We start from the raw sequence: 18671 nt of genomic DNA on the forward strand, positions 1-18671 counted from the left end.
ATTTTAGAATATGTCGATGACGTAATATTGCGTAAATTTTCGGGACATGCCTTCACGCGCCATCCGGGTCATCGGAGTTCTGCTTTTTGCCATTGCATTTGTCTATTTCATACGGCTGTCGAATTCGGACGAGCCAACCCAACAGGAATTTACCGGCCAAACCATGGGCACCATTCCGTACACGGTAAAGGTGATTTCCAAAGAGTCCCTTCCTATCAGCTATGGCATTGATTCTGTGCTGAAAGCATTTAACCAATCTTTGTCCACCTATATCCCGGATTCGGAAATCTCCACATTTAACCGACTGGACTCGTTGGTTTATGAAAGCGAGATGTTTTATCCCGTTTTGGAAAAAAGCAGGGAAATTCATGAGGCTACTGCAGGGGCTTTTGATCCAACAGTGGGGCCTTTGGTCAACATATGGGGATTTGGCCCTGATAAATCAATCGATGTTCCGGATTCAACGCAGATCGATTCTTTGCTGCGATTGACAGGATTTGATCGAATTTTGTTCAACACCTCTTTCGTCGCCAAGCAACCTGGCATGTACCTGGATTTTAGCGCCATTGCAAAAGGCTATGCCATTGACCTGGTTGCTGAGTTTGTAGAGGCAAAAGGAGTCACCAATTACCTGGTGGAAATTGGAGGTGAATTACGAGCCAGGGGCAAAAACCTTAAAAACGAAAGCTGGTCGATCGGGATTGATGATCCCCTGGTAGCCAAGAATGAGCGAAAAATCCTTTCCATTTTGGAATTGAATAATTTATCTCTTGCAACGTCAGGAAATTATCGGAATTACTACGAAAAAGACGGAGTAGTATATGCTCACATCATTGATCCCCGCACTGGCTACAATCGAACACATAATTTGTTGAGTGCGTCGGTATTTTCGTCAGACTGTATGACTGCAGATGCTTACGCCACCGGATTCATGGTAATGGGACTGAAAGCATCCATCAAAGTGGTAGAGCAGGACCCTGGGTTAGAGGCATTATTGCTTTTTCAGGAAAATGGCGAAATTAAAAGTTACGTTTCCCCGGGGTTAAAGCCCGCCATCAAAGTCCTCAATTCGAGTAATTGGGAACAATAATTTGGAATTCAGGATTATTCAAAAGCTTTGATCTTAATCGCGACCATATTATTAGTAACAACCCTCATCGGAGGCCTGCTGGCATATGTAGTAAAGTTTCAGTCTTCCAACCTGAAGCTTCCGTTGGTCTTTGCTGGCTCTTTCTTATTTGCGGTTACGATCATTCACATTTTACCTGAAGTTTTCGTTACCAGTGATGCTCCCATGCAGATCGGCATTTTCGTTTTGCTCGGATTCTTTCTGCAGCAATTTCTAGAAAGCTTTACAGCTGGTGTCGAGCATGGGCATTTTCATGAAGATCAGATCACGACGGTTCGATCCAGATACAGTCTAATGATCGCTTTGGTGATTCATTCATTGCTGGAAGGTGCCTTACTGACTCATGAATCTCCTTTTCATGATCAGCATGAATCCTATTCCCTGATCCTGGGAATTGTGTTTCACAAAATGCCAGCAGCATTTGCCCTAATGGCGGTCATGCGAACTTCTCGAAAAATGGCCACAAAGGATATTCTGATCTTATTGCTGTTCAGTCTGGCCAGCCCGATCGGACTCATCTTTTCCAATTACATCTTAACCATCTCCGAAGACAATTTAATCGTCTTGTTTGCGCTGGTAAGTGGCAGTTTCCTGCATATCTCTACTACTATTTTCGTAGAAACAAGCCCCAATCATAGTCTGGGCTGGAAAAGAACCATAGTCAGCATACTAGGTGCCGCAATGGCGATTCTAGTGGAATTTTTTAGTTAGTCTGCTCGGTCCAAAAAGATCAATCCAACTGCCCGAAAACATCTCTCAGAATCTGAGAAATACGAGCGCCAGCATTGTTTCGGATGTTTCCTTCCTCTTGTTCCACTCTCAGGAATAAGCCATCCAGGCCTCTTTGTGTAGCGAACTCCGAAAGGTCCGTAACCTCCATTACTTGCAAATTGGCCAATTCTCCCAACGTGGATGATGTCAATATACCTGTGGGAATACTAGTGGAAAGAATATCGTTGTAGTCAGTAATGAAATTATTGTACAGCTGATCTACAGAAACATCATTGACCTGAACTACATCAATGGCACTTTGTATTTGTGGTTCGTAGGTGCTGAACAAAGCCTGAAAGGTATTGTCTCTCAGGAAGGTGGTTGCCGCATTGTCCACACCACCAAACAAAATGTTGTTCGCGTCGCTGAAGGTAATTCCGGTTATCGCATCTGCGAAAATGGGAAAAGCTTCAGTGGCTGCACTCTCTGCAGCGCGATTAATCCCTAAGATCAATTCATCCTCAATGCTTTGCAAGCTCTTGATGCCAAGTGCTTCACTTCCGGAAGAATAAAGCTGTTCACCGGTTATCGTCCCAACCAGCACATTGATCTCCAGGGCTTTGAAGGCGTCTATGTTCGTCTGAACTTCTTCAGGCAAAAGGATCTTGTAAAGTGCGTTTCCAAAATAACCATCAGTAGCACTCAATTCATCCGAGGCAAAGCGTGCCCCTACATTTAATGCTTCCTTCAATCCGGCTACAATATCAGGACCGGAATCACCGTCTCCTTCCAGGAGTTCACATGAGGAGAATGAAACAAAAATAAGTGCAAGCAGAATCCAATTTCTCATAACCTTAATATTCATCACCGTTATTCAACGCAAAATAAGAAAGCCTCGTGCATTCCTGAGGCTTTTAAGGCTGTTGTTTTCGTTAATTATCCGTTTTAACCAGTTCAACTGGCTTTCACCAGGTGGTTCCTTTAAGGTCCCGTGTGGCTTTCATGACATCCCGTCGACTGACCTGTCCTTTCAGCTTCCCATTTTCAACCACCGGAAATCTTCTGAAATTGGAAGACAAGAACATATTGGCCACCTCGGCAACATCTTTATCTATGTCTACGGTAGCTACTTCTCTGGACATGTAGTCTTTTACGGTACTTTTTTGGTTGGGGTGATTATGATAAGCCCGGTCAACAATGATCTTCAGGCAATCTTTTTCGGAAAGGATACCAATGAGTTCTCCTTTCTCACTCAATACCGGTGCTCCGGAAATTCTTTTGTCCAGCATCACATCAATTGCTTCTACAATAGGTTGATCTGCACCGAAGGTAATCACATTTTTTGCCATGTACTTGGCAATAGAATCGTAGGTTTGTTCCTTAACGGAAGTATCTTCTGCTTTTCCTTTAAAATTCATTTACTTCTTCTTTAAAATAGGTTTTTAAAAAAATTGGAGGCGGGGCCAACAAGCGATCAGCAAAATCTTTTTCGCCTTTGAAAGCCTTTCAATATATTTATTTTTCGGCGCTTTTGCAACTTTCTGCTCTTGTTATAGATTATAAAACCAGGTAAGAATGCATTCAATGCATTTTTTTACAAGAGGTCGGGGAAGACGAAACCTTGTGTAAATCAGTGCGTTCCAGTATCTTTGCCCACTTTTCCCAGAAAAAGGGTGCGTTTTCTGGAAATTTCCGGCCCATGAATGCAATTTTCCCGCTCAGGAACTTGTTTAGAAGAAGTTAGGAATAGTAAAAAGAAATTTGTAATATAAACCTTGTATAAAGGAACAGTGATATAGCGTATGCGACAGCTTAAGATTACCCAATCCATAACCAACCGTCGAGAGAGCCACACCCTGGAGAAGTATTTCACCGAGGTGAGTAACGTTCCCATGATCACGCCCGACGAGGAAGTGGAATTGGCGAAAAGAATTAGAGAGGGCGACGAGCTCGCCTTAGAGAAGTTGGTAAAAGCAAACTTGAGGTTTGTGGTTTCTGTAGCGAAGCAATATCAAAATAGAAGCCTTCCACTGAACGACCTGATCAATGAAGGGAACCTCGGATTGATCAAAGCGGCCAAGAAATTTGATGAGACAAAAGGATTTAAATTCATCTCATATGCCGTATGGTGGATTCGTCAATCGATCATGCAAGCGCTTGCTGAGCAGTCAAGGATCGTAAGGCTTCCAATGAACAAGTCTGGTGCGATCAACCAGATCAGAAGAGCTTATGCAGAATTGGAACAACAATTTGAGCGTGAGCCTACTGAAGAAGAATTGGCTGAAATCCTCGACATGAAGCCTAATGAAGTCAGAAACACTCTGGGTGCGGAAGTGAAGCAAATGTCTATGGACGCTCCTTTCGGTGAGGATGAGTCTGGTTCATTGCTTGACGTATTGGAGAACGAAACCACGGGTCCTACTGATGCGAGCCTTGTATTCAACGATTCTTTGAAAGTTGAGACCATGAGAGCGCTTTCTACGCTTACAGCAAGAGAAAGAGAAGTGATCATGATGAGCTTCGGGATCGGACACGACAACCCATACACCCTGGAAGAGATCGGTGATGCCATGGGCTTGACGCGTGAAAGAGTTCGTCAGATCAGAGAAAAAGCACTTCAGAAGTTAAGAGAGCCTGGCAAAAACAGAAGACTGAAAGAATTCTGCGCCAGTTGATTTCAACTCTTTGAAATAAATAATAGAACCCCGCAGTGATGTGGGGTTTTTTTATTGCTTTTTCGTTAATACCTGAGTGTTCTATTGAACAAGATTATACAAGTAACGAATCAGCACCTCCACATTACTGTAAGCAGAAAATTCGTAAGGTCTGGCTCCATCATCCAGTTCCATTTGATTTCTCCCCTTCAGCCAATCGCAATGTGCTAACCCTTTCTCTTTTACATGATCTAGCACCTTGAAAAGATTAGAGGCTTTTTCATAATCAGGTATGTAACCTTTCTTTTTGATGTAAGAGATGATTTCGCCACAGGAAGAAAACTCGCGTGTTGTTTTTTCAAAGTGGAGCAAAATGAAGAACTCAAAGCAAGGACTCGTGAACGCTATCCTAATCTCAGGCTTATTCGTTCTTGCCATCTCAAAAGCATCGGGAATACTTGCATGCTGATCTTTGTCAAAAACTACCCAAACGAAATCATAGTCGTTGCAATCTCGCTTTGCAACTTTCATCAAATCCTTAGCCTTTTTGATGAGTCCAACCGGAGAGTTGTTCTCAGGTTTATAAATGGCAACATCAATGGCAGCGAACTTCCTGCGATGTGTTTTCTGCGTGACAAGCCCCTTGAAATACTTTTCTTCCGTTTGGCCTTCACACAAAATTAAGCCTCGCTTATTGTAGCTCTGAATGCGTATTTTACGCTTGCCACGACCTCTGGCCACTAAAACTCAAAGTCTAACTCGTACTCATTGATGGATGGGGTAGCGCCAAATCGGCCAGACATGTACCACTTTTCATATGGAGTATTTGCACGAACTCCTGGTATATCAGATAGAGCATAATAATGACTATCCCCTTCTTGCTCTTTCTCCGCAAACCACACCTGATCTCTCCGGAATAAATCCGGATCTAATAAAGACACATCGTGAGTTGCAAAAATTAATTGTGCGTTGTTTGGATTGGTTTTCTTGCTATGGAAGAGTTTGATAAGAGCTCTTGTTAGTTTGGGGTGAAGGCTTTTGTCTAGTTCATCGATAATTAGGACAGCACCAACAATCATTGATAACATTGCTATACCCCCAACAATTAGCAGCTTTTTGGTTCCTGTAGATTCATCTTCAAGAGAAAATTCGATTTCACCAGATTCTTCATTATTATCAAATGTATTCCTGACTGTTTTGATTTGGTATTTGTACTTATCACTTAAATACTCCCTCTCCTCTAATGGCATGTTATCAGGCAACGAGGAATCATCAAAATCTTGTTGTCGAACATATATTCTTTCTATTCCCGTATCAGCGACTTTCATCAATTTGTTAATATTAACTTTTGCCACTGGATTGTCCACATTCATTATAATCCTAGTAATTCTCTTGTCTAATTCTGTATCATGTGCAGATACAGTTACTAACTTCTCTGCAAAAAAATTGTGTGGAATCTTTAGTTGTTCATTTTTTTCTGTTCCAACCTTAGAGAGAAATAGCTGATTAGGATATAAAAAATCTTCAATTTCCTTTTTGCGACCTGTTAGATATTCACCATATGAGATTTTTTGATTTTTAATCCTACTGTATAGTGTTGCAGGTTTTGATTTGGGATAAAAAACAAGCTTTTCATATTCAATCGCACTTTTACCGTAGCCTACAGAATAAATATATCTAATCTCATTCTCAGCGAGAAAGTCTATGTAAAACTCCACAGGTTCATCATTCGCCTTTGCACTTAATTTGAAAGGATCGTAAAACTTGATCTCTTGTCCTTCCTTGAAGGAAGCCGAATTAGTTACTAGAAGGTCAAAAGCATTAAGGGCTTTCAATAAATTACTTTTACCCGAGGCATTCCTTCCATACACAATCGATGACGCCAAGAAATTAAAACCAGTTTTTTCAGTCACAACATCATCATGCTCCTTCACTTTATTCTCAGCCAACATCGAGAAGCTCTGCCAATCTTTAATTGAACGGAAGTTCTTTACTTTGAATTCCAGTAACATTTTCCTGATTTAAGATGGAAATTGCAAATAATTTACAAAAAGTCCATGAATATAGGAAATGACAGGTGTTAGAAAGGGATAATTCCCTTAAATCATCATTATCAGCTTGTACTTAAAGAGACGATTTTGGAGGATTTCCCTTCAACTTCGATGCAGTGTTTTTTTATTCGCAAAAAAGAAGGTGTTTTTTTGAAATCCTTCTAACAATTCCCACTTGTGCAGGCTGGTCTTTTCACTAATTTTGCGTGAATTTTTTATCAAACGAAAAATGGAGGAATTAACATCAAATCGAATCAAAAGCATCCCTGAATCTGCTACCATCGCTATGGCTGCCAAAGCCCGCGAGATGAAGGAAAAGGGAACTGATGTGATCAGCTTGAGCCTGGGGGAACCAGATTTTAAGACACCCGATCATATTTTGGAAGGCGCTAAACAGGCGATTGATGATAAGAAGTACTTTGCGTACCCTCCGGTACCTGGTTACCTCGATCTGAGGCAAGCCATTTCCAAAAAATTCAAAGAGGATAATGGACTTGATTATGCTCCTGACCAAATTGTGGTTTCAAATGGCGCCAAGCAATCCATCGCCAACGTGTTCATGGCCTTGCTCGATCCGGGAGATGAGGTCATCGTATTTGCTCCTTACTGGGTGAGCTATACTGCCCTGATCCAACTGGCCGAAGGTAAGTCTGTATTCGTAGATGGTGGTATTGAAAATGATTTCAAAGCCACCGCCGAGCAATTAAAAGTGGCTATTACAGATAAAACCAAAGCGGTTATTTTCTCTTCTCCTTGTAATCCTACAGGATCAGTATTTACCAAAGAAGAGCTGACCGCCATTGCAGAAGTACTTCAGGAATTCCCAAACATCGTAGTGATCTCCGACGAGATTTACGAGATGATCAACTTTACTGGGAAACATGCCAGCATTGGCGCCCTTCCTGGTATGCAGGAACGCACCGTAACCGTGAATGGCTTTTCGAAAGGTTATGCCATGACTGGCTGGCGTGTCGGCTACATTGGCGCACCAAAATGGCTTGCAAAGGCTGCCAATAAAATGCAGGGCCAGATCACTTCCGGCAACAGCTCCATTGCACAGAGGGCCGCATTAGCAGGACTCAATGCCCCTAAAACGGCTTCTGAAGAAATGGCAGCAGCTTACAAAGAAAGAAGAGAGCTGGTTTATAACCTGCTCAAAGAAATCCCGGGAATTGAAGTGAATTACCCACAAGGTGCCTTCTACTTCTTCCCTGACGTGAAAGCCTATTTCGGTAAAGGCAACATCAAGAATGCTTCGGACTTCTGCATGTACTTACTAGAAGAGGCCCATGTGTCTTTGGTAACAGGAGAAGCTTTCGGAGCGCCGGATTGTGTACGCCTGTCTTATGCTGCTTCCGTAGAAGACCTGAAGAGTGCCATCGCAAGGATCAAAGACGCCCTGGCAAAGCTTCCTTGAGCGGACTGGAGAGGTGAACCAATGGTATCGGTTCAAAAAGCAAGGCCAGTTGGCTTAAATCCACTGGCCACTCAATTATTTCTCTAACTTCAAAATCCATTTTTTTGAAACCGAGAAATAATGAAACGAATTGTCCCATTGTTATTGATCATTGGCCTGATCGTCGGCCTGTTTGCTTTCCAATCCATGAGTACCCCAATAGAGAAAAGTACTGACCAAAAAGTCGACAGCTTACTCGCATTGATGACCCTGGAAGAAAAGGTTGGTCAGCTCAATATGTACAATGGCACCTGGGAGTTTACCGGTCCTGTACCTGCCGATGCCAACAGTCAGGACAAGGCGGAAATGATCAAAAGGGGACGGGTTGGCGCCATGCTGAATGTCCTCACAGCGGAAGGCACCTACGAGGCACAAAAACTAGCGGTCGAAAATTCCAGACTGGGTATTCCTCTATTGTTCGGATATGACGTCATTCATGGCTACAAAACCATGTTCCCCATTCCCCTGGGGCAGGCTGCCAGTTGGGACGAAAATGTGGGTCAAAAGGCTTCCAGAGTAGCTGCTGAAGAAATGTCATCCACAGGGTTACATTGGGCATTTGGTCCGATGATCGATGTGGCCAGGGATGCTCGTTGGGGACGCATCATGGAATGCGCTGGTGAAGATCCGTTGTTGAATGCTTATTTTGCCAAAGCCTGGATAGAAGGATTGCAAGGGAACGATCTATCAGAACTGAATACTGTCGCCGCTTGCGCCAAGCACTTTGCTGCTTATGGTTTTGTAGAAGCGGGTCTCGATTATTTTTCGGTAGATATCAGTGACCAAACCATGTATAACGTGGCGCTCCCTCCTTTCAAAGCGGCCGTAGAATCTGGCGTTTCTTCCGTCATGAATGCCTTCCAGGACATCAATGGAATTCCAGCCACTGCGCATGAATACCTGATGAGAGGAACATTGAAAGGTGTTTGGGGTTTTGAAGGATTGGTCCTTTCAGACTGGGCTTCTATCAATGAGTTGATCCCTCATGGCTATGCCAAAGACCGTGAAGCGGCCGCAAAGTTAGCCTTCGAAGCGGGTTGTGACATGGACATGGAAGCAAAGGTCTATGAGGAAGAACTGGCGCAATTAATTGAAAAGGGAAGTGTAGATATAGCGCTATTAGATGATGCCGTGAAGCGCATTCTGAAATTGAAATTCGAGTTAGGATTGTTCGATGACCCTTATCGATACTCGAACAAAGAAAGAGAGCAAACTTCACTGCTGACGAAGGAAAATTTAGTGGCTGCACGTGAAGTAGGCAGCGCATCCATTGTATTGTTAAAGAACGACAAAAACCTTTTGCCTCTGCCCAAAAAGGGTAAATCCATCGCAGTGATCGGTCAATTAGGCCAGAGTAAAGATGTAGTCCTGGGAAGCTGGAGAGCACAGGCTGTCCGTAATTCTGGTGTCTCTATTCTGGAAGGTGTTCAAAATGCAGTAGACAATACCGATCAGGTAAATTACGCGCAGGGCTACACCTTGACAAAAGGTGATCGGGCCTTCATTTATGAGCTGGATATTGTTGAAGGTGATCGTTCCAAATTTCCTGAGGCGGTGCAACTGGCGCGTGAAAGTGATGTAGTCGTCCTGGCGATGGGTGAAGATTGCTATCAATCAGGCGAAGGCAGAAGTCAGGTAGACATTACTTTGAAAGGCAATCAGGAAGAACTTTTTGAAGAAATTCTTAAGGTCAACAAAAATGTGGTCGTTGTACTGATGAATGGAAGACCGCTGGCTATTCCGGGAATTGAAGAAAAAGCACCTGCCATTCTGGAAACTTGGTTCCTTGGGTCTGAGATGGGCAATTCCGTAGCCGATGTACTCTTTGGGGATGTGAATCCTTCAGGAAAACTGCCTGTGTCTTTTCCTCATCATGTAGGTCAAGAGCCATTTTACTACAACAAGAAAAACAGTGGACGGCCTGTTCCCAATGATTTTGATGCGGGTATGGTATTCTGGGGGCATTATACCGATGGACCTAAAGAAGCAGTTTTCCCATTTGGCCATGGCCTGAGCTATTCAACTTTTAAGTACAAAAACCTGGAAGTAGCATCAAAAACTGGCGAAGCCAATGTCAGCATTCAGGTGAAAAATACCTCATCAACGGATGGCGTAGAAACAGTACAGGTTTACATATGGGACCGTTTTGCAACTGAAACACAACCCATCAAGCGATTGGTAGATTTCGAAAAGGTCATGGTGAAGGCAGGAGAAACTGTCGACGTTCAATTCACATTGAATGAAGAAGATCTGGGATTTTATCACAGAGACTACCAGTTTTACGCAGAAGATGGTGAATTTCGAGTCATGGTTGGTTCAAGTTCAGAGGACTTTCTGGCCAAAGACGTAACAATCGAATTCTAAAATGAAATCACATGGATGACAAGCACGGTTTACTTGAGTTATTTGAAGCTTTCAAGCAACTTAAGGTGCTCGTCGTTGGTGATGTAATGATAGATGCTTACATCTACGGTGATGTAAACCGGATCTCTCCTGAAGCCCCCATACCCGTTTTAGATGTCACTCATAAAAAGAACTGTCTGGGTGGTGCCGCCAATGTGGCTTTGAACATTGAGTCTTTAGGCGCGACTGCACATTTATTTGCTGTTGCAGGCAAAGACAGTCATTGTGAAACACTCCTTCGTCTATTAGAAGAAAATGGTCTCTGGTCCGAAGGGCTTTGTCACAGCTCGAACCGCAGAACTACGGTCAAAAGCAGGATCATCAGCAACGCACAACACCTGCTACGCTTCGATGAGGAGGACAAACACGCACTCAATGAATCAGAGGAACAGGCACTACTTGACCGCATCAAAGCGCACATAAGTGATTATGATGCCGTGGTTTTTGAGGATTATGACAAAGGATGTCTCAACCAACGCGTCATTGAAGAAGTAATTGGTCTTGCCACGCGGCATGGAATTCCTACTCTGGTAGATCCTAAGAAAGACAACTTCATGGATTACATCGGTGTGACTTTGTTCAAGCCCAATTTGAAGGAACTCAGTGAAGGACTTAAGCGAAAAGTTCTACCCGAGCATATTGAAGAAGCAACATCGGAATTGATGACTCGACTAAAATTCCAGCAAGCGCTGGTTACCCTTTCGCAACATGGAGTATTCTACAAAAATGCTGAGGACCAAGGAACCATTCCAGCCCATGTCCGAAACATCGCCAATGTCTCAGGCGCAGGAGATACCGTAATAGCGGTAGCAGCCCTGTGTTTGGCGGCAGGAGCTTCAACCAAAGAAATCGCGCAACTAGCAAATCTGGCAGGCGGAATTGTCTGTGAATCACCTGGGATTGTTCCTATTGATCGAGACAGGTTGATAGCTGAGATAGAGCAGAATTTGTAAGTTCGCCCTCCACTGAGCGGCTGTATACAAGATAAGAAACCAGTTTTTAGCAGAAAGTTTACAGCTTCCTTATTCGCTATCATTGATTTGACGATATTAGAATTCGTTAATACCATAGATTCAATCAACTAAAATGCAAAGTGTCACAATCTGGCAAAAACTAATCATTTATTTCAGCACGCCTCCGCATATGATTGGTGAAGGTATGTCAGTCATAGGAATTGTGGCTCCATTTTTAGCTTACCCTAAAACAGAAGGCCTATTGGCCCTAATATTGTTAGCAATTGGCGGATTTTTCGTGAACAGAAAAGTAAGAATGGTTAAAAATGGAAGTTACATTTTGAGGTATGGAATGAAGACTGAAGCTGAAATCACTCGCATCTCTAACACGAACCTCGAACACAATAACCGAACAGTCAAGGAGTATATTTTCCAATACGTAGCAAATGGAAGGACGCACCACTACGAATACCGTTCCGCCTTTAGAAGATATCTTAAAGAGGGAGATAGCATGGCAATCTTTTACTTAGAAGATGATCCAAAAATGGCGTTCATTCCCAGACTTTATAATCTTCGAATAAAATAACCCTTACGTAGCCAGATCGAAACGGCTTTTCTGGTACTTGATTCTAAAAATTTCTTCTCCTAGCTCGTATACTCCTTCACCGTATCAATAAAGCACTTCACCTTGTCTTTATCGGTATCCGGATACACCCCATGACCCAGGTTAGCGATATGTGAATGACCTTTGAAACGATCCAGCATTTTTTTAGTCTCTGCCTTCACCTGGTCATAAGTTCCATACAAGGCGCATGGGTCCAAATTTCCCTGAAGGGTCTTATCCGGAAAATGTTGCCGGGCTTTCTCCACACTCATGTTCCAATCTAGTCCAATGGTACGGCAAGGCACGTCTTTCATGGCTCCAAGGGCAAAATAGGCACCTTTAGCAAATACGGTGATGGGCACTTCTGGAATCGCTTCTACGATCTTTTTAATGAAATGCAGTGAAAATTTTTCATAATGACTGGCGGGTAAAATTCCTGCCCAGGAATCAAAGATCTGGAGCATGTCCGCGCCTGCTTGCACCTGTCTTTTCAAATAGGCAATAGTAGACTCGGTGATCTTATCCAGCAGTTTTACTGCCAAATCTGGCTGGAGATATAAATACTTTCTGGCCTCCGAAAAGGTTTTGCTACCTGACCCCTCAATCATATATGCCAGAATGGTCCATGGTGCTCCTGCAAAACCAATCAAAGGCACCCGACCATTGAGCTCCTGTTTGGTCAGTTTGATGGCGTCATAAACGTACTGTAACTCATCTCCTTCGACGAGATGTAAGTCCTCAATATCTTGAGCTGTTTTTACGGTTTTAGGGAAAAATGGCCCCTTCTTTTCGACCATTTCATAGGTCAATCCCATGGCTTCAGGGATCACCAGGATATCAGAAAAAATAATGGCCGCATCCACACCTAAGATATCTACCGGCTGGATCGTAACTTCCATCGCTTTTTCAGGGGTCTCCACTAATTCTTTGAATCCACTCAGCCCTGCTCTCACTTCACGGTACTCCGGCAGAATTCTGCCAGCCTGACGCATCAACCATACTGGCGTTCGCTCTGTCTTTTCGCCTCTTGCCGCTCTAAGGATCAGGTCATTTTTTAATTCCATCGCGCAAAGATAAGCGAGGAGTCCATCTCAAATCACTAATTTTGTCGATACCCCAAAAGTGATAAACCGATGAGCTTTTTATTCGAAAGTTTTGAGGACTGGCGCAACTTATGTAAGGAGAAAAATTACCCCCTTTTTCAGCCGGTCCTGGAGTATGAAATGACCCAACGTGAGCGCACGGAGGAAGAAATATGGTCTGGTTTGGCTACTGCGTATCAGGTCATGAAGGAAGCTGTGCAAACGGGACTGTCAGAAGAGATGCAGTCCTACTCCGGCATGATTGAAAATGGTGCGAAGAAAGTTTATCGACATCCGGTCACAGTCCTGTCCAAAGAATTCCAAACATTGATCTCCAGGGCACTTGCTGCCAAAGAAGTCAATTCATGCATGGGGCGGGTTGTTGCAGCACCCACTGCAGGTGCTTCAGGTATTTTACCAGGCACCATGGTCACGCTTCAGGAAATTCACGGGTTAGAGGACCAAAAAATTTTAGAAGGGCTACTCATAGGAGCAGGTGTGGCACTCATTTTGGAAAAACGTGCCTCAATTGCAGGGGCGGTTGGTGGATGCCAGGCGGAAACAGGTTCAGCAGCAGCAATGGCCGCCGCCGCAATCGTCTACTGTCTGGGAGGCACCAATAATCAGGCACTGAATGCCGTCGCAATTACGATACAATGCATGCTCGGATTGGTCTGTGATCCGGTCGCTGGTCTGGTGGAAGTACCCTGCGTCGTTCGAAATGCCAGCGCCGCAGCCATTGCCAATTCCTCCGCTCAAATTGCGCTGGCAGATGTGAGTTCGGTCATCCCGGTAGATGAGTGCGTGGAAGCCATGGCAGAGATAGGTCAGAGCATGGAAACCAAATACAAGGAAACTGCTCTGGGCGGTCTGGCCGCTACGCCTACCGGAAAAGCCATTTCAAAAAAGGTCCTGATTCAGGACATAGAAATGCTAGACGAAGAAGTCTGAGATCAGCTCTTTTCCAAATCGCAGGAAAAAGGACATAAAGATGGAATAGAGGGCACCGAAAATCCACAGCCACCGGATATAAGGCCGCGTATCTTCACTGAAGGTATTGGCAATGATCGCACCAGGAATCGGCATCAGAATCAGCGGTACCAGGAACGCTACTCCTGCTAAACCGTATTTTTTCCAGACCCGAACAAACGTTCTGTTTTTCCTGGTGAATATTTTCTGATCTTTTTTCACGAACCACTTCTTATAGTAGTACCGAATTTTGTCACCAAACAGCCGAACCAGATAGGCAGGTGTAACCATTCCCGCTGTATTGAGGATCACCGTTTCAGGAATACTCAACCCGTAGGTAACCCCTAATGCAGGCCCAAATATGAATTTTAGGGTGCTGAGGATGTAGACTGAAAAATATTGAAGAATGATTTCCAAAACCAGTTTATTGCCTATCTCAATTAATACGTTATCAAACGAAAAAGTGGTATGTTTTCCCGTCAGAATTTTGAATGCGCAAACTTAAAAATGACTTTCAATTGAAAGCATTAATTTGGCGTTGAAATATGGACCTGGAGCTACTTAATCGTCTTACCTCTATACATTCTCCATCGGGTGAAGAGTTCCGCATGAAGGAATTTTTGGTGGATTATGTTAGAAAAAACCAATCGAAATGGAAATGTAAGCCCATCATTCTCGAAGAACCTCGTTTTGGTGACGGATTTATATTGGTCTTTGGAGAACCAAAAACAGTCGTACTCGCCCATATGGATACGATCGGTTTCATGGTTCGCTATGGCAATCAATTGATCCCGATTGGTGGACCACAGGCGGAGACAGGTTATCGCTTAAACGGAACGGATTCATTGGGGCCTGTCACCTGCCAGCTACAAGTTGATAAAGAACATAACCTGTTCCATGATTTCCCCCGCGCCATCGAAAGAGGGACCAGTTTGGCCTTCAGTGATCCGGTGCAGGTTGACAAGAACGAAATCCAAGGTCCATATCTCGACAATCGTCTTGGACTCTACACTGCCATGAAGGTGGCGGAGACTTTAGAAAATGGAGCGCTGGCTTTTTCTTGTTTCGAAGAAATCGGTGGAGGCAATGTTCCGGCACTGCTAGACGCTTTGGTCGAAAAATATCCTGTTCGGCAAGCACTCATCTCAGACATTACCTGGGTCACCGAAGGAGTGAAAGCCGGTGAGGGCGTAGCCATCTCGATCAGGGATGAAAACATTCCCCGTCGAGCTTTTGTCAACCGCATCATTAAATTGGCTGAACAAAGTGGTATCAATTACCAATTGGAAGTTGAAGGGGGCGGCTCAAGCGATGGTGCACAAGTCCGTCACTCCAGGCATGGCCTCGACTGGTGTTTTATTGGTGCCCCGGAAAACAACGTGCATTCACCAAAAGAGTGCGTCCAAGTGGCCGACCTGGAAGCCATGGTTGCCCTTTATTCTTATCTACTTCAGGCTTTATAGCGTTACGAATAAAGCAGTGACAAAGTCTTCTCAAGTAAATTTTTTTCAAACACACGATTCTTTTTTTCAGTTGTCTTACTACCTGGCGAGTAAGCATTTAGATCAAAACCATTAATGGTAACATCATCTGATATCGCGTTTTATAATGATATTGAACTGGGTATTCTTACCCTGGAGGAGGACGTTATTGTCCACTCCAATCGTGCTTTTCAGGGGATTATCGGCAAATCCGACATTGAGCTTCATGGAGAACAAGTGGAAAATGTCGTGCATGATGAGAGTCTTGGGCCGTTCCAAAATTTCATGCAATCCGGTTACTCCGAAGGGTCTATATCCATCAAACTTAATTCTTCTAATGCATCACTCCGATGGGTACGGGTTTCCAAAAAACAAGTAGGCGGTGAATCGTTGTTGCTTTTTGAAAACATTACCCAGGAAATGGTCCGGGAACTGATCTTTAGCCGGCTGGCGGAAGGGTTCATTGAAGAAGAGACACAATCCATATTCGCAAGTGTGGTATTGACCCTGACCCATGTGCTCAATGTGAAATACAGTTTTGTCGGCATTTTTAATCGACCATTAGAACAAGTTGATGTAAAGGCACTGAGCAAACACAGCAAAATTCAAAAGCAATTTTCCTATCCGCTGGAAGGTACGCCTTGTCTGGATGTGCTGCACAAGGGGCATTTGACTGTCCAAAGGGGAATACAGGAGGTGTATCCTGATGATCAGGATCTGAAAGTCTGGAATGTGGACGGGTACATTGGAGTAGCGCTGAAAAACAGTCAACAGGAGTCCATCGGCCATTTGGCCATCATGGATACTAAACCAGTTGAAAATCCGGCCTTCCTGCTGGGCATACTGAAGATCTACGCGTCGCGATTGGGTGTAGAGTTAGAAAAAGTCCTCAGTGAACAAGAATTGGTGGTCAGCGAAACCAAATACCGCAACCTCTTCGAGAATGCGTTTGAGGCGAAAATGATCTACGATGACCACAAAAAACACTATCTGCAAGGCAATAAAGCAGCGATCGCATTATTTGGGTATCCTCGCGAGTTTTTCGTTGGATTGGACCCTATGGCGCTAAAACCCGAAGCGTTCCGAACTCCGGAATACAACAAACGTCTTCGACACATGGTGGCACAGGCCCTTGAAGGCGAAATGCTCATCGAAGAAACAGTCAACAAAAAAGCAGACGGATCAGAGTTTCACTCTGAAATTGGCATCTCATTGTTAGACCGTGAAAAGCGTCATTTTCTTGTTTCGATCAGAGATGTCTCTCCCAGGAAAAAGGTGGAACAAGAATTGATCGATCATAAAGATAAATTGGAAGAGTTGGTACGGGAACGTACCAACGAAATCAAAACCCTCAATGAAGAATTACTCAAGGCCAATACATTCCTCGAAAATTCAAATGTGGACCTGACCACTCAGAAAGAGAAATTGCAATCAGCCCTGGAACGGCTGAAATTGACCCAAAATCAGTTGATCCAATCTGAAAAAATGGCTTCACTTGGAATCCTGACCTCCGGAATGGCGCATGAGTTGAATAATTCAATGAATACGATCATGGGTGGGATCAGCCAGGCTTACATGGAGTTGGAAGAACTTGCAAGTATACCGGCCGCTACCCTGGAACGAATTGACGGAGCCTTTCATTGGGTGCAGGAAGGGATCAGCAGGACCTCAAAAATCGTCAAAGGATTGGCGTCTTATGGTTATCATGAGCATACCCAAAAGGAAACGAAGCCTATCGATCAAGTCATTCAGGGGGCTATTGCACGGATCGAACCAAGCCTGGAAGATCTGGATGTCATTTTTGAAACAGACCTGCAAGCGGCCATCGAGCTGAAAATGCAATCCGGTCAATTGATCAAGGCACTGGTCCATGTGCTGGAAAATGCCATTTATTTCTCTCTCCAAACAGAAAACGAATCCGTAAATAGCAAAGTCAAGGTAACTTCTACCTTAGACAAGAAAGACGACCAAGTTGTGATAAACGTATTCAATACTGGTAAGTCCATCGAAGAAGACCATTTTAGTCGCATCTATGTGCCTTTTTTCTCGACCAAACCAGTCGGTGAAGGAACAGGACTTGGCCTATCAGTGGCTTATTCTTTTATTGAGCAACATAGCGGAATGATGAGTCACGAAAATGTAGCGGGTGGCGTGCTCTGCACTATCCGCTTACCCATGTAACGGGATTGTAAGACTCAATTGTGCGGAACTCAGAAGCCTCTAAATAATTCTTGCTCCTTTTGTAAGGTTTCGAAATTCTTTGCTACTAATCCAGCAAACATCAAAATCAAGATGAAAATGAAAAGGTTCATGATAGGCATGCTTCTCCTCATCTGCGGGTGGAGCATTCAGGCACAAACGAACAGCAAATCACTTCTATGGAAAATAGAGAGGAATGACATACAGACTTCCTACCTGTATGGAACAATCCATCTCATCCCACAGGGAGCCTTTGAAATCAACGAAAAAGTAACCGAAGTATTTAATACCGCAGAGCAGATCGTGCTGGAAATCGATATGGATGACCCGAAGATGCAGATGAAAATGATGCAAAATGCCATGATGAAGGACGAAACCACCCTGGATCAGCTTTTCTCAGAGGAAGATTATAGAGCTGTGAGCAATGCATTGAAAGAAACAATGGGTGTTGGATTAGAAGCCGTCAATAAAATGAAACCATTTGTGATCTCTTCCATGTTGATCACCAATCTGATTGAAGGCACTCCTGCGAGTTTTGAAATGTCCTTCGTTCAGATGGCCAAAGCGAAGGAGTTGGAAATCCTTGGGCTGGAAACCATCGAATATCAAATGTCTATTTTTGATAAGATCCCTTATCAGGAACAGGCCAAAGATGTCGTGGATATGGTTCGAAACGAAGAAGCATCACGAGAAGAGTTTGCGGCCATGGTCAAAGCCTATCGGGAAGAAGATATTGATGGGCTATATGAGATCATTGAATCCTATGCCGATACAACAACTGAGATGGAAGAACTGCTCGTTAAGCGCAATCAGAATTGGATTCCGGCAATCGGCGAATTGACTAAGGAAAAAGTCTCATTCATCGGTGTTGGTGCTGGCCACCTTGGTGGAGAGCAAGGTGTGATTAACCTGCTGAAAGAAGCTGGGTATACGGTTACTCCGATGAAATAGAAACTCGTTACCACGAATTTTGAAAGTA

Annotated in this window: 17 protein-coding genes; 11 read left to right on the forward strand and 6 right to left on the reverse strand. The window is 43.8% G+C overall.

What is annotated here, in order from left to right; all coding sequences use genetic code 11:
• Positions 1 to 46: 46 nt before the first annotated feature.
• Both R8G66_28395 and R8G66_28400 read left to right on the forward strand, forming a co-directional pair.
• The gene (locus tag R8G66_28395) at positions 47 to 1090 is read left to right on the forward strand and encodes an FAD:protein FMN transferase (GenBank protein MDW3196327.1); all 1044 of its coding nucleotides are present in this window, start codon (positions 47 to 49) and stop codon (positions 1088 to 1090) included.
• Between the two features lie 27 nt (positions 1091 to 1117).
• Complete coding sequence (locus R8G66_28400) at positions 1118 to 1840, forward strand: ZIP family metal transporter (protein ID MDW3196328.1); 723 nt, start codon at positions 1118 to 1120, stop codon at positions 1838 to 1840.
• A 19-nt stretch (positions 1841 to 1859) separates the two neighbouring features.
• Here the strand turns inward: R8G66_28400 and R8G66_28405 are convergent, their stop codons facing one another.
• Positions 1860 to 2690, reverse strand: a complete 831-nt coding sequence (locus R8G66_28405; protein ID MDW3196329.1) for a DUF4197 domain-containing protein — start codon at positions 2688 to 2690, stop codon at positions 1860 to 1862.
• A gap of 115 nt (positions 2691 to 2805) precedes the next feature.
• Complete coding sequence (locus R8G66_28410; protein MDW3196330.1) at positions 2806 to 3258, reverse strand: CBS domain-containing protein; 453 nt, start codon at positions 3256 to 3258, stop codon at positions 2806 to 2808.
• 384 nt (positions 3259 to 3642) lie between these two features.
• Here R8G66_28410 and R8G66_28415 point away from each other — a divergent pair, with 384 nt between their 5' ends.
• A complete protein-coding gene (locus R8G66_28415) occupies positions 3643 to 4515 on the forward strand; it encodes an RNA polymerase sigma factor RpoD/SigA (GenBank protein MDW3196331.1) in 873 nt (290 codons plus the stop codon).
• An 81-nt stretch (positions 4516 to 4596) separates the two neighbouring features.
• On the opposite strand, the gene R8G66_28420 is transcribed toward R8G66_28415, so the two are convergent.
• Both R8G66_28420 and R8G66_28425 read right to left on the reverse strand, forming a co-directional pair.
• Entirely contained in the window at positions 4597 to 5172 is a 576-nt protein-coding gene (locus tag R8G66_28420; GenBank protein ID MDW3196332.1) for an RloB family protein, read from the reverse strand.
• A gap of 62 nt (positions 5173 to 5234) precedes the next feature.
• Positions 5235 to 6506 carry an ATP-binding protein gene (locus R8G66_28425; GenBank protein ID MDW3196333.1) on the reverse strand — a complete coding sequence of 424 codons (1272 nt, stop codon included), beginning with the start codon at positions 6504 to 6506 and terminating at the stop codon, positions 5235 to 5237.
• 268 nt (positions 6507 to 6774) lie between these two features.
• Here R8G66_28425 and R8G66_28430 point away from each other — a divergent pair, with 268 nt between their 5' ends.
• The 4 genes from R8G66_28430 to R8G66_28445 all read left to right on the forward strand — a co-directional run bounded on the left by R8G66_28430 (position 6775) and on the right by R8G66_28445 (position 11943).
• The gene (locus R8G66_28430; GenBank protein MDW3196334.1) at positions 6775 to 7962 is read left to right on the forward strand and encodes a pyridoxal phosphate-dependent aminotransferase; all 1188 of its coding nucleotides are present in this window, start codon (positions 6775 to 6777) and stop codon (positions 7960 to 7962) included.
• A gap of 120 nt (positions 7963 to 8082) precedes the next feature.
• Entirely contained in the window at positions 8083 to 10365 is a 2283-nt protein-coding gene (gene bglX / locus R8G66_28435) for a beta-glucosidase BglX (protein ID MDW3196335.1), read from the forward strand.
• An 11-nt stretch (positions 10366 to 10376) separates the two neighbouring features.
• On the forward strand, positions 10377 to 11357 hold the full coding sequence (locus R8G66_28440; protein MDW3196336.1) for a bifunctional ADP-heptose synthase: 981 nt from the start codon (positions 10377 to 10379) through the stop codon (positions 11355 to 11357).
• A 205-nt stretch (positions 11358 to 11562) separates the two neighbouring features.
• A complete protein-coding gene (locus R8G66_28445; protein ID MDW3196337.1) occupies positions 11563 to 11943 on the forward strand; it encodes a hypothetical protein in 381 nt (126 codons plus the stop codon).
• A gap of 59 nt (positions 11944 to 12002) precedes the next feature.
• On the opposite strand, the gene hemE is transcribed toward R8G66_28445, so the two are convergent.
• Positions 12003 to 13025: a uroporphyrinogen decarboxylase gene (gene hemE / locus R8G66_28450; GenBank protein MDW3196338.1), complete on the reverse strand. Its 1023-nt coding sequence runs from the start codon at positions 13023 to 13025 to the stop codon at positions 12003 to 12005.
• Positions 13026 to 13094: 69 nt separating this feature from the next.
• Between hemE and sdaAA the strand changes: the two genes are divergently transcribed.
• Positions 13095 to 13994 carry an L-serine ammonia-lyase, iron-sulfur-dependent, subunit alpha gene (sdaAA, locus tag R8G66_28455; GenBank protein MDW3196339.1) on the forward strand — a complete coding sequence of 300 codons (900 nt, stop codon included), beginning with the start codon at positions 13095 to 13097 and terminating at the stop codon, positions 13992 to 13994.
• Here the strand turns inward: sdaAA and R8G66_28460 are convergent.
• Positions 13977 to 14429, reverse strand: coding sequence for a hypothetical protein (locus R8G66_28460; protein ID MDW3196340.1), 453 nt, complete (start codon positions 14427 to 14429; stop codon positions 13977 to 13979). The two genes, sdaAA and R8G66_28460, sit on opposite strands and share 18 nt — an antisense overlap.
• Positions 14430 to 14557: 128 nt before the next feature.
• On the opposite strand from R8G66_28460, the gene R8G66_28465 reads away from it, so the two are divergent.
• The 3 genes from R8G66_28465 (at position 14558) to R8G66_28475 (ending at position 18643) form a co-directional block, all read left to right on the forward strand.
• Positions 14558 to 15475 carry a M20/M25/M40 family metallo-hydrolase gene (locus R8G66_28465; GenBank protein ID MDW3196341.1) on the forward strand — a complete coding sequence of 306 codons (918 nt, stop codon included), beginning with the start codon at positions 14558 to 14560 and terminating at the stop codon, positions 15473 to 15475.
• A gap of 114 nt (positions 15476 to 15589) precedes the next feature.
• On the forward strand, positions 15590 to 17674 hold the full coding sequence (locus R8G66_28470; GenBank protein ID MDW3196342.1) for a PAS domain S-box protein: 2085 nt from the start codon (positions 15590 to 15592) through the stop codon (positions 17672 to 17674).
• Between the two features lie 117 nt (positions 17675 to 17791).
• Entirely contained in the window at positions 17792 to 18643 is an 852-nt protein-coding gene (locus R8G66_28475; protein ID MDW3196343.1) for a TraB/GumN family protein, read from the forward strand.
• Positions 18644 to 18671: the final 28 nt, after the last annotated feature.

Source organism: Cytophagales bacterium, from assembly GCA_033344775.1.
In the GTDB taxonomy this organism is placed as follows: domain Bacteria; phylum Bacteroidota; class Bacteroidia; order Cytophagales; family Cyclobacteriaceae; genus JAWPMT01.

Excerpts from the sequence above, each read along its gene's own strand:
- R8G66_28465 (MDW3196341.1), top strand. The coding sequence starts at position 14,558 with ATGGACCTGGAGCTACTTAATCGTCTTACCTCTATACATTCTCCATCG.
- R8G66_28425 (MDW3196333.1), bottom strand. The coding sequence starts at position 6,506 with ATGTTACTGGAATTCAAAGTAAAGAACTTCCGTTCAATTAAAGATTGG.
- R8G66_28475 (MDW3196343.1), top strand. The coding sequence starts at position 17,792 with ATGAAAAGGTTCATGATAGGCATGCTTCTCCTCATCTGCGGGTGGAGC.
- R8G66_28430 (MDW3196334.1), top strand. The coding sequence starts at position 6,775 with ATGGAGGAATTAACATCAAATCGAATCAAAAGCATCCCTGAATCTGCT.
- R8G66_28440 (MDW3196336.1), top strand. The coding sequence starts at position 10,377 with ATGGATGACAAGCACGGTTTACTTGAGTTATTTGAAGCTTTCAAGCAA.
- R8G66_28410 (MDW3196330.1), bottom strand. The coding sequence starts at position 3,258 with ATGAATTTTAAAGGAAAAGCAGAAGATACTTCCGTTAAGGAACAAACC.
- R8G66_28470 (MDW3196342.1), top strand. The coding sequence starts at position 15,590 with ATGGTAACATCATCTGATATCGCGTTTTATAATGATATTGAACTGGGT.
- R8G66_28405 (MDW3196329.1), bottom strand. The coding sequence starts at position 2,690 with ATGAGAAATTGGATTCTGCTTGCACTTATTTTTGTTTCATTCTCCTCA.
- R8G66_28415 (MDW3196331.1), top strand. The coding sequence starts at position 3,643 with ATGCGACAGCTTAAGATTACCCAATCCATAACCAACCGTCGAGAGAGC.
- R8G66_28395 (MDW3196327.1), top strand. The coding sequence starts at position 47 with ATGCCTTCACGCGCCATCCGGGTCATCGGAGTTCTGCTTTTTGCCATT.
- hemE (MDW3196338.1), bottom strand. The coding sequence starts at position 13,025 with ATGGAATTAAAAAATGACCTGATCCTTAGAGCGGCAAGAGGCGAAAAG.
- bglX (MDW3196335.1), top strand. The coding sequence starts at position 8,083 with ATGAAACGAATTGTCCCATTGTTATTGATCATTGGCCTGATCGTCGGC.
- sdaAA (MDW3196339.1), top strand. The coding sequence starts at position 13,095 with ATGAGCTTTTTATTCGAAAGTTTTGAGGACTGGCGCAACTTATGTAAG.
- R8G66_28445 (MDW3196337.1), top strand. The coding sequence starts at position 11,563 with ATGTCAGTCATAGGAATTGTGGCTCCATTTTTAGCTTACCCTAAAACA.